We start from the raw sequence: 10,713 nt of genomic DNA on the forward strand, positions 1-10,713 counted from the left end.
TGCTCAGCCTTTCATTATGAACACCAACTTTAAAAACGTTGGGAGCTCAGTAGATGAACCAGCAAAAACTTTGTTAGCCAGCCGCCATCATCCTTATATTGTTAATCCTGCTTTTTTGGCCAAATATTATGGAACTGGTGAGAATGCTGTTTCAATCGATACTGCCGCGCCCACTCTTGGTACAAAAGACACGTTATCCAAAATACAACCTATATTTTTTGATAAAACCTATTCAGGTAATGGAAATTCAAATCAATATCAATCGATCGAGCAACCTGCTGGCACATTGATGCCGAACGATAAGCACAGATTAATTAATTGCCAGCCATTTATTCTAAATCCCTCTCATGGCGGCCATTGCACAGGCACTAACGTTCCATGCGTTACAATAGTCGCAAGACAAGATAAAGCGCCATTGTACCTAATACAGTATTCAATTGATAAAAATGTTAACATCCCGATTTACGATGATGATAGCGCGGTGATGGTCAGAATTAAACAGTTCATGGCATTATATGGATTAGCCGATATCAAAATGAGAATGTTGAAGGTTTCCGAGCTGATACTTATACAAGGATTTCCATCCGATTATAAACTTGAAGGCAATCAAACAGACCAGAAAAAATTCATTGGTAACAGTGTTGTGCCTCATGTAGTAACATCCTGGTGTTTAGCAATGGCAGATAAATGTAGGACTTTAAGAATGGCAGCATGAAAATCCTATTCACCAAACTCAGCCCCGGACAGAAATTCTTCCCCGCACCAAATGCTACACCAAGGAGCATTCATATGGTACATGCAACTTACGTAAGTATTATCAGGCATGATGGCCCAACTAAGAAGGAGGATTGGTACGGACGAGTTTATCCGGATAGTCCTTTATGGAGTAAAGAAGTTGAAGTAATTGGCGCAAACATTAAACAAAAGAATTAAAGTTATGAATCCAAAATTACCTCCTGGCGTAGCTGAAGCCAGAAGAATAGCCAGGAATAAGGCGCAAAATGAAAGATTAAAGAAAGAACGAGCAGAAGTAAGGGCAGCGCAAGGGCTTCCTCCTAAGGGGGCATTAACACCTGAAGAACGAAGGGAACAGATGAAGATCTATATGCGAGGTGTTCGTGAGCGTCAAAGAATTGAAAATGCCGCTGAAATTGCTGAAATTAAAGCGAAAAAGGATGCTATACGAGCCAAAAAAGCTAAGTTAAATCGAGATCTACAAAATGCAAAGGCGAAAGAAAAACGCAGATTGGATAGAGAAGCGGGGAAACCTGATCTTCGTGTTAACAATGGAAGAAAGCCTATTGACGGAGTTAAACGCGTCTATATTCCAAAGCCAAAGTCTGAGCGTAAGAGTAAGATGCCGCCTATGACTATAAAGCACCAGGCTAAAGCAATACCAACTCGCGTCATTGATTTATCTACTTGTACTAAAGTTCGTATCGATAGCAAGACTGAAATTTACGTTAAACCTGGTCAGGATATAGAAGCGGTTAGGGCTAAATACATCGCAGCAAGATTAAAATTGTGATTATTATTATGCATTAACTAATAATTGAAATAATTGTTTATATTTGTTTTATCGCAACGGTAGACGGTTGTAAAAAGAAATTCAAACATTAACCCCTGTAAGTAGTATCTCTAGCGCATCAGCGCAGAAATGGCTGTCTACCACTCTATTTGCAGGGGTTAATGTTTAACTAAAATACGTGTTTTATGAAAAGACTTAATGGAATTCAGAACATTAACAACATCCATGTCGCTGTGTACTATTGCGAAAATAAAGGATCATTCCACATTTGCTCAAAAGATAAAATAGTTGCAAATCATGACTACGCAATTGTTATAAAAACCCATACAAATATTGCTGATTCATTTGTTAGTTGGGCCTCAAAGATTAACAACTTGTCTAATCAGCCGGACAAAAATTTCGACTATACTGGAGATAGGCCAATCATTTCTAAAATTAGATCGGATTGGCAAATATTTAAAACAGTTTACGAATCAATTATTATAAAATAGTTAAAAATGGAGGCTAAGCATCTTAAAAACTTGATATCCAGTAGAGGTATTAAACAGAAGTTCATTGCAGACAAGCTAAACGTATCAAATTCATTAATAACGCAATGGGTAAAAGGCATTAAACCTATACCTGAAAATCGCGTACAAAGTCTTAAAAGATTGTTTGCTTAATCTTTATAAAACAGTTAAAAAATTTTAACCAATGATAACATTATTATTTACGGATAAGTCCGGTGCTGAATTGTCAGCATACAATACTTCAGAAAACAAAAGTGTAATTAAAATTCAGTCCATTGATGGTCCAGAATATTTTGAATTCGAAAGCAAGGAGGAAATAGAAAATTTAATCAAGGTTCTCAGAGAATTAAAACAAACCTTCACCAAATAAAAATACCATTATGGCACAACCTGAAAAAAATAATGTGGATTATTTTCCCTTTTTATGCAAAGAGGGTAAAGCCATAAATTACATAGAAAATCGTTACGGAAACGATGGATACTCTACTTGGATTAAATTATTGAGGGAGATTGCTGTAACTGATTTTCACTATCTTAACCTATCAGATGAAATCCAATTTATGTTTTTATCTTCTAAGTGTAGGGTCGACGAAAATATGCTTGATAATATTATAAGCGACCTCTGTAAACTTGGTGAATTTGATAAAGAGTTATGGCAAGATTATAAAATTGTTTGGTCAGAAAAGTTTATTTATTTCATCCAGGAAGCTTACAAAAGGAGAACTAACAAGTGCTTGGATAAAACTTTATTATGTAAACATTTAAACATTACATGTAATCATTTACAAAGTAATAGTAAGTATTTACTAAGTAAAAGTGATAAACCGAGAACAGTTACCCCTAAAGAAAATAAAACAAAAGAAAATAAAACAAAAGAAGTAGAGAAAAAGAGTTTCGCTCCACCAATAATTGATGAAGTTTTTCAATTTTTTGTGTCAAAATCTTTGGAAACGTTATGGACTGAATCTGAATGCAATGATCAATCTTTACGATTCATAAATTTTTATGAATCTAAAAATTGGATGGTTGGCAAAAACAAGATGACTAAGTGGAAAAATGCTGCATCTGGATGGATTTCAAGAGATAAGGAGGTTAGACAAGGCATAAAACCTTTTGTAAATAAAGGAGCAATAGACCAAAGCAAAAATGTAAACCTATTCAAATGAAACTAACCATAAACGACTACAGGGACTCGGTAATGCACCACTACGAGACCGGAATACAGCGAGGCATAAACACCGGATTTAGAAACTTGGATGAATTATTAAGTTTCAAGCTCGGATACTCAACTTTCTATTTGGGATTTGCAGGTGCTGGTAAGACAGAGTTTCATATGGAAATGATGTTCAACCAAACACAGAGCTTTGGATGGAAGCATGGTTTCTTGTCTGGCGAAATTGGAAACATGGAGGACGTGATTGCGGAGCTTATTAGTAAATTCCTAAAGAAGCCATTTTTTAAATCAAACCCTAATGCTCCTACAGAGAAAGAAGTTCACGGAGCCATGAATTGGTTGAGTGAATATTTCTTCCCAATAAATGCCGATGACACTGATCATGACATTGAAAGCTTCTATAAATATTGGAAATCACTGGAGAAGCAATTAGGCATAAAACTAAATACAACTTCACTGGATCCGTTTAACGATTTAGAAGAGGATCTTGTAAAATATGGGGGCAGAGAGGATAAATATCTTGCTTGGGCATTGAAACGTGTAAGGCAAGAAGCTAAGAATAATAATTGGCACAATAACATCGTAACTCATGCAAAGGACCTGCCACCAATTGTTTTAAAAGATGTTACTGGACAGGAAGTATACTGTACTGCGGTACCGACACTAAACAGTTTTGCCGGAGGTGCAGTATGGGGGCGTAGGGCATTTAATGTTGTTGGGGTTTGGAGACCAGAACATAACCGGGTTAATGGAAAGGTTGATTTAACATTAAATCCATCATCAGGATTGCCATTTGCAGAAAACGAAGCTATTATCAAAATACTAAAGGCAAAACCAAAAGGCACGGCTAAGAAGGGATCAGTGTCAGTATACTTTGATTGGAAAAAAAACAGGTACTATGAGAAAGTTAATGGTAAGGATTCTTATGCTTTTGAACATGAAATTGTTCCTGAACCTATTTCAACAGCAATGACGCCAAGTGCCCAATTTGAAATAAACCAAGACATAGTAAATAATTTATATGAAAAAGATGATACCCCTTTTTAACCATGGAAAGCAAAGAATATTATAAAGCAATAGCTGAAGCCAGGGAATTTACCATTGACACTATTTTAAAGCCCTCGATGGAGATACTTTCTGCTAGAGGTGTGGTGTTGTCAATGATTGGTGAACTTACTTCCTACGGCATTAAAAATGGTCAAAATGAAAAGTACTTCGAAAGCATGAAACGTTTATTGCTTCTTGATGAATTTCTGGATAGCTGCAATAAAGTGAATGATCATAACTACCAGTTAAGATGGCTATTGAATAATTCAATCCACCAACGGAATAAGCAACAGGTCGAAATAGAAACACTAAAAAAACAATTGGAATCCATAAATAAAGCATTTAACGCAGGAGAATAGATTATGAGTATTGTAAAAATAAAAGACATCAGGGATCAGGTAGATTACCTAAGAGAAAACGGTACAAGGAACCAAAACGTTTTCCAATCCGAAATGGAGCAAGCACACTATAACCAACTTGATATGAAAAAGAAAACCAAAAAAATATCAGCGCTGCAAGTTTTATCTGAAATGGATAAGTTGACCAGGGAGCATAAGTCCCCATCAATACCTACAAAATATGTGATTGGAACTAAACACACTGATCGTACTGCAAACGGTTTGACTAAAGCTATAATTCAGTTTATCAACTTATCCGGAGGAGCTGCCGAAAGGATCAATAATTTAGGACGTATGGTTGACCGGACCAAAGTTGTAACCAACAGCATTGGCCAGCACATGCGTATTGGTTCAGTAGAATGGCAGAAAGGGACTGGAACAAAAGGAACTGCCGATATTTCTGCAACGGTAGCCAGCCTATCGGTAAAAATTGAAGTTAAAATCGGTAGGGATAAGCAATCAAATGATCAGAAGAAGTATGAGGAACATATAACCGAAGCAGGAGGGGTATACATCATCGCAACTGAGTTCGCAGCTTTTGTCCGATGGTATGTTTCTAAGTTTGGAAGGTCTGAGGTGTTTAACAAAGCATTGGAAAGGCTTGTGGCATGAATCCTGTACTCAATTCGAGAGGAGAATACTTGTGTTCATCTTTTACTGGATCTACCGGTACATGGGAGCTAATAGGGTCGGAGAGTACACTTGACAGTGAGTATAGCAGAATTCCTGTGCCATGGCCAATGACGAGCATCGGAACAACGTTGGACACGTTCATCAACAGAGCAACAGGAAAATACAAAACAATGGAGAGGAGAGAAGTTTATCAAGCTCAGAATGATAAAAAAATTTGGTGCTAATTATGCATTAACTAATATTTGGAATAATGGAATATTGTAACTACTTTTGTTTTAAACACCCACTAAGTGGGGTTAATAATCAATAGGAGGTAGCATGTTATCAAAAGCTGAGATATTAGGGCGCGTAATTTCGCAAACCAATCCTGAAATGGCACAGGAGATTATTAGCCAGTTCAAAAGGACTTTGGTTAATCCAAAGTATGTTGAGAAAATCTATGAATCAGTACTTGATGCATTCACAGAGGAGGATTTTGAAACTCGGAAATTAATATTTATCAGTTGTGTATATCAACTTTATCAACCGCTATCATACCTAAGACGTAAAGAAGATGCAAAAGCTTCCGGTAAATTACCAGCAGGAGTTCGTGATGAGATGCAAAGAGTTTTAGGTGTTAATAATCCTGAGACCATCAACGCATTAAAAGTCTATACTGAAAGTCCTATGCTTCCAAATAGCAATGGAGTCATTCGTCCATTCAAGTTGAAAGTTATGAGTGTTGTGGATAGGTTTAAGGTTTTTAGTATTCACCCTGAGGATACACAATTTAATTTATTTGCGTGATGGAGCCACCTGTAACCATTCTAGTTCCTGAGGTTAAGTTAACAGCGAAAGAAGTTAAGTTCTGCCATGAATACATTAAAGATTTTAACGCTTCAAGGTCGGCAAGAGATTCTGGTTACTCAAAGAACACCTGTGCTGAGATAGGATACGAGAACCTCAGAAAACCTCATATCAAAAAATATATCGATAATTTACTGGAAGAAGCAGGAGCAAGTGAGGGAGAAATTAAAAAACGCTTCACAAACATTGCCAGAACTGATATGAAGGACTATTTGGTTAAAAAGAAAGTTCCTTACACTCCTCAGGTAATAATGCCTTTAAAAGAGGTTATTAAGCGTAGAAATGATTGGGTGATCCGTGAGGAGATCTTTTGTGATAGAATGGGATACACTGGAGAAGAGTTCGATAAATTCCAAGCTGAACTAAATATTACCAGGTCACAAATTGTTAGACTTGAGATTGAACTTGAACAGAATCCAAATGCATATCGAGTTGTTGATGGTGAAACCGAGATGGTAGAAGTCGCTGAACTAGATTTGGTTAAAGTTGTTGATGATAAAGAGTGTGGAATTATTAAGTCAATTAAACATACCAGAGATGGTATTTCGATTGAGCCTTACAGTGCAGATGCTGCTTTAACTACCCTTGCTAAGTTTAAAGGCATGCTTGTTGAAAAATCTGAGCTTGACCTTAAGGGAGAACTGAATACAACAGTGAAAATAGGATATGGTGGAAACAAGGCAGATTAAATTTGATTTTAATCCTGACATATTCAACAATCTATACTGGCATCTTCGCGATGCCTTTTTAAACCCCTTAATTCGTTTCATTTGGTGTTATGGTGGCTCATCTGCCAGTAAGACTTACAGCGTCGTGCAGCTCATTATTATTTCCATGATGGAGAATGAAGATGAGAACACAATGGTATTGCGTAAGTATGCGGTTGACATTAAAGACTCTATCTATTCAGATTTTACAGGGATCATTAAAGGTTGGGGCCTTGAAGATTATTTTGTCATCCAGCAGAATTATATCATGTGTAAGCTTACCGGCTCATACGTTAGATTCAGAGGCCTAGATGATAGCGAGAAGATTAAAGGGCTTGCAAACTTTAAACGGGTAGTCTTGGAAGAGATCAGCCAGTTTGATGAGAACGACTTGAAACAGATCCGTAAGCGTTTGCGCGGTAAGGCTAATCAGCAGATCATTGGCATATTCAACCCGGTTAGCGAAGAGCATTGGATTAAAACTAAGGTGTTTGATTTGGAGGAATTGACAGAAGTTGAATCAAACATTGCCGGGATGTGGGTTAATGAGAAAGGCAACCTGGTTGTATTCAAAACAAATTATCTAGATAACATTTTTATTGTCGGGAAGTGGTCTGTAAATGCCGCAGGTCAGCTAGTTCAATCAGGCGGTTTTGTTGATCAGCATACCATAGATGACTTTGAAAAGGACAAAGTAACCGATTTTGAATATTACCGAATTTATGGACTTGGTGATTGGGGTAAGATCAGGACCGGTGGTGAGTTCTGGAAGAAATTCAAGTACGCTGATCATGTGAATAATATTAAATGGGATAGGTCTTTGCCTATTTGGATGTCATGGGATGAGAACGTAAATCCATACCTGACATGTACTTTGTGGCAGATAAAAGGAAAACACCTGCAACAGATCGATGAGATATGTTTGGAGGATCCACGCAATAGAGTCAAGGATTTATGCCAGGAGTTTGCTAAACGTTATCCATTAGGAGAGGTTGCCGGTTTATTCGTAGGAGGAGATAGGACTTCCATTAAAGAAGATGTAAAGCTTGAGAAGGGTGAGAACTTCTTCACTAAGATATTGGAATATTTGAAAGAATACAGGCCGATATTGAAGATTCAAAGTAAGAATCCATCGGTTGTTCAGTCTGGCGGCTTCATCAATGAGATATATGAGGGCAATGGTAAGTCTGGTATAACCATTGGCATTCACGAGAGCTGCAAGAAATCAATTTTTGACTACCAGTATGCATTGGAAGATAGTGACGGAACGATTAAAAAGACCAAAAAGAAAAATAAGGTAACTGGAGTTACTTATGAAGAGTTTGGGCATTGTAGCGATACTAAAAGGTACATCGCAACCACTGCATTTGATAGTGAATACTTGATGTATTGTGGTGGTAGGAAAGGACTCGGGATTAAAGCTTTGAGCTTTTAGTTATGATAACCTTGCTTTTTGTGTGGAAAACTTGCATAATTAATTATATGTAACATTCCAGTTACAATCCGTATCTTTAGGTATGTTTCATATTTAAAATAAAATATCATGCAAGAAAATTTACAAGAAAACGAGTATCTATTTTCGATTGATCGTGCAGTCGAAAAAATGATCCAAATTGAGTCAATGGTTGAGATGTCTCTAAAAAACCAAAGTAGAATAATAGCTAAACTTGAGGGTTTAGATTATGAAGAAGTTAAAACTAAGGTTTTTGAAGATCAAAAGGCGATTGAGAACAAGATTTTCGATTACTTAAGAAAAGCGTAACTAATATTAAACTACGCACGTAAGCCTACCTACTAAATACCCTGCAATCTGTGGGGTATTTTTGTGTGTGCCCACAAGGGTAGTACACGAATGGAACAACTGGAACTCGATGAACTTATTAAAGATCCTAAAAAACTTGTAGACAAGGTTAAAGCCTTAGCTCCTGAGATTTCGGATGCAGCATTAAACTTCGAACCAGAAAACCATAAAGTTACCAAAACTGACAACAGGCCAATGCGCCCTGTTGAAGTTCCGACTGGTCTTGATGACGCACAAGGCAATCCATTATACCGTACTGAATACCGAGACATTCACCGTATCCCTTCTGCTACTGAAAAAGTTATTGTGGATTGGAGTGTAAATCTATCACTTGGTGGAGGAGTTACTATTGATTGTAATCCACAAACCGATGTAGAGAAGAAGATGCTTGCGATGATTGAGCGCACGTATGATGATAACAAAATGGATTATCAACGTATGGAGATTGAGCGTTTGCGTTTGATCTATCTTCAAGTGTTGGTAGTCTGGTATGCTGTTGATGCAGAAGAAGGATTCTGGGGTGATCTTGCTGCTCCTGGTAGTAAGCAGATCAAATGGCGTTGTGCGATATTCAGCGCTGAAGATGGTAATACCATTGTTCCAATCCGTAACCAGTATAAAGACATGATCGCTTGCGCCCGAATCTACACCGTTAAGGTTGATGATAAGGATGTGGAGAAAATGGATCTGTTGCTATCTGGAAAAGTAATAACTTATGTTCAGGGGGCGCAAGGATGGATTGAAGAGGTTAGTTTTGATACTAAGGTTGATAAAGCATTGTACATCCTTCACGAAGCAAAGCGTAGGATCTATCAGGATGTGGAGCCTAAGTTGGAGCGAAGAGAGGAAATCGACTCAGATACGGCAGACGAAAATAAAATGTCAGCATTCCCTATTCTTGTTGGTACTGGCACTATCGTAGCTGCTAAAGGTGGTGAGAATGCCAATACTCGTAAAACATTCCAGTTAGAAGGTCAAGGGGCAGACCTTAAGTATGTAGAGACTAAAGGAGGTCAGGAAGCTGCCAATAAAGAACGTGAGAATATCTTGCGTGACATTTACATGGAAACCAATACCCCATCCGTATCTTTTGATAGCGCCTCCTTTACTGGAAATATGCCAGGGGTAAGCATTGAGCTGATGTTCTTACCATCTACCAACCAGGCTAAAGCTAATCAGAAAGGGCCAATCGGTATGGCTGAGCAGCGTCAACTAAATCTACTTAAGGCTTGTTTAGCAACCAGCAATACGACCGTTAAGGACGCTGTTGCATTACCAATGAAACCTGCGTTTAAAATTGACTTACCACGAAATAAAACTGAAGAGATTACCAATGTAGTTTCAATGTATGGAGCAGGATTGATGTCACGTGAAACCGCGATACGTAAGCTTGATTTTGTAGAGAACATTGCAGAGGAGATTGATAAAATCGTTGCCGATATAAAAGCAGCAGCCCCTGCAATAGTTCCGCCAGTCGCATAAACCAACCCCCTCATCAAGGGTTAAACATAGCCGCAAGGCGTAAATACAATCAAAATGAAAAGAAACAGACTATCAATGTTGGGCGCAGGTTTTGCTTTGGCTCTTGCCGGGTTAATGGGATCTGCCCAAGCAACCGCGCCATTAACACAGGGCACCACTCAGAATGAATTGAAAGGTACGCCTGCAACAGGTAAGGAAGCCCAAGAACGCAAAGTCCATTCGGTAGGAGGGTTAGATCTAATTCAACGCGGTGAGTATGGCATGTCGCCAATGCAATATGGAATGATGTATGGTCATGGGAATAAGAAAGGTCATACTAATTTGAACAGGTGTTCTCACAATGCTAAGTTGAAACGTAGAGCGTAATGCTAATCATCCACGTAACCACATTTCTTAGCTGTATGCTCTTATTCACACTAAGGGCATACAGCGAACAGTATGGGTTGATTGGGACCATATCACCTATTTTGTTCTACATCGTCTTTGCTGTTGTTTGGGGGTTTATCACTTACCCATCTTAAATACCCATTTGTATTTGTTGCCATTTTTTTCCATCTCATATATTCTACCAGTTTCGCGATTCATCAT

The 10,713-nt window shown here is 38.0% G+C and carries 17 protein-coding genes; all 17 read left to right on the forward strand.

Features of this window, described 5'->3' with window-relative positions:
- Window positions 1-715 (forward strand): DNA cytosine methyltransferase (locus tag AC1DDX_RS14855; protein WP_477622212.1); only part of this gene is annotated, 715 nt, incomplete at its 5' end.
- On the forward strand, window positions 712-933 hold the full coding sequence (locus AC1DDX_RS14860; protein WP_477611923.1) for a hypothetical protein: 222 nt from the start codon (window positions 712-714) through the stop codon (window positions 931-933). The genes AC1DDX_RS14855 and AC1DDX_RS14860, both read left to right, overlap by 4 nt.
- A gap of 4 nt (window positions 934-937) precedes the next feature.
- Entirely contained in the window at window positions 938-1,528 is a 591-nt protein-coding gene (locus AC1DDX_RS14865) for a PX domain-containing protein (protein ID WP_477611924.1), read from the forward strand.
- Between the two features lie 185 nt (window positions 1,529-1,713).
- Window positions 1,714-2,019 (forward strand): hypothetical protein, encoded by a 306-nt coding sequence (locus AC1DDX_RS14870; protein ID WP_477611925.1) that lies wholly within the window; start codon window positions 1,714-1,716, stop codon window positions 2,017-2,019.
- Between the two features lie 6 nt (window positions 2,020-2,025).
- Window positions 2,026-2,190 (forward strand): helix-turn-helix domain-containing protein, encoded by a 165-nt coding sequence (locus tag AC1DDX_RS14875; protein ID WP_477611926.1) that lies wholly within the window; start codon window positions 2,026-2,028, stop codon window positions 2,188-2,190.
- A gap of 31 nt (window positions 2,191-2,221) precedes the next feature.
- Window positions 2,222-2,407, forward strand: a complete 186-nt coding sequence (locus AC1DDX_RS14880; RefSeq protein ID WP_477611927.1) for a hypothetical protein — start codon at window positions 2,222-2,224, stop codon at window positions 2,405-2,407.
- Between the two features lie 10 nt (window positions 2,408-2,417).
- Window positions 2,418-3,203, forward strand: a complete 786-nt coding sequence (locus AC1DDX_RS14885) for a DUF4373 domain-containing protein (protein WP_477611928.1) — start codon at window positions 2,418-2,420, stop codon at window positions 3,201-3,203.
- Window positions 3,200-4,258: a P-loop NTPase family protein gene (locus tag AC1DDX_RS14890; RefSeq protein WP_477611929.1), complete on the forward strand. Its 1,059-nt coding sequence runs from the start codon at window positions 3,200-3,202 to the stop codon at window positions 4,256-4,258. Before AC1DDX_RS14885 ends, AC1DDX_RS14890 begins: the two co-directional genes overlap by 4 nt.
- Window positions 4,259-4,260: 2 nt before the next feature.
- On the forward strand, window positions 4,261-4,617 hold the full coding sequence (locus AC1DDX_RS14895; RefSeq protein WP_477611930.1) for a hypothetical protein: 357 nt from the start codon (window positions 4,261-4,263) through the stop codon (window positions 4,615-4,617).
- 3 nt (window positions 4,618-4,620) lie between these two features.
- Window positions 4,621-5,268, forward strand: a complete 648-nt coding sequence (locus tag AC1DDX_RS14900; protein WP_477611931.1) for a hypothetical protein — start codon at window positions 4,621-4,623, stop codon at window positions 5,266-5,268.
- The gene (locus AC1DDX_RS14905) at window positions 5,265-5,513 is read left to right on the forward strand and encodes a hypothetical protein (RefSeq protein WP_477611932.1); all 249 of its coding nucleotides are present in this window, start codon (window positions 5,265-5,267) and stop codon (window positions 5,511-5,513) included. The genes AC1DDX_RS14900 and AC1DDX_RS14905 overlap by 4 nt, the downstream gene beginning before the upstream one ends.
- Window positions 5,514-5,607: 94 nt before the next feature.
- The gene (locus AC1DDX_RS14910) at window positions 5,608-6,075 is read left to right on the forward strand and encodes a hypothetical protein (protein WP_477611933.1); all 468 of its coding nucleotides are present in this window, start codon (window positions 5,608-5,610) and stop codon (window positions 6,073-6,075) included.
- The gene (locus AC1DDX_RS14915) at window positions 6,075-6,824 is read left to right on the forward strand and encodes a terminase small subunit (RefSeq protein WP_477611934.1); all 750 of its coding nucleotides are present in this window, start codon (window positions 6,075-6,077) and stop codon (window positions 6,822-6,824) included. The genes AC1DDX_RS14910 and AC1DDX_RS14915 overlap by 1 nt, the downstream gene beginning before the upstream one ends.
- Window positions 6,802-8,277, forward strand: a complete 1,476-nt coding sequence (locus AC1DDX_RS14920) for a PBSX family phage terminase large subunit (protein WP_477611935.1) — start codon at window positions 6,802-6,804, stop codon at window positions 8,275-8,277. Before AC1DDX_RS14915 ends, AC1DDX_RS14920 begins: the two co-directional genes overlap by 23 nt.
- A gap of 108 nt (window positions 8,278-8,385) precedes the next feature.
- Window positions 8,386-8,604: a hypothetical protein gene (locus tag AC1DDX_RS14925; RefSeq protein ID WP_477622213.1), complete on the forward strand. Its 219-nt coding sequence runs from the start codon at window positions 8,386-8,388 to the stop codon at window positions 8,602-8,604.
- A 90-nt stretch (window positions 8,605-8,694) separates the two neighbouring features.
- Complete coding sequence (locus AC1DDX_RS14930) at window positions 8,695-10,125, forward strand: phage portal protein (protein WP_477622214.1); 1,431 nt, start codon at window positions 8,695-8,697, stop codon at window positions 10,123-10,125.
- A gap of 54 nt (window positions 10,126-10,179) precedes the next feature.
- Entirely contained in the window at window positions 10,180-10,491 is a 312-nt protein-coding gene (locus AC1DDX_RS14935; RefSeq protein ID WP_477611938.1) for a hypothetical protein, read from the forward strand.
- Window positions 10,492-10,713 lie beyond the last annotated feature (222 nt).

This window comes from Pedobacter sp. 10L46_2 (assembly GCF_056395165.1).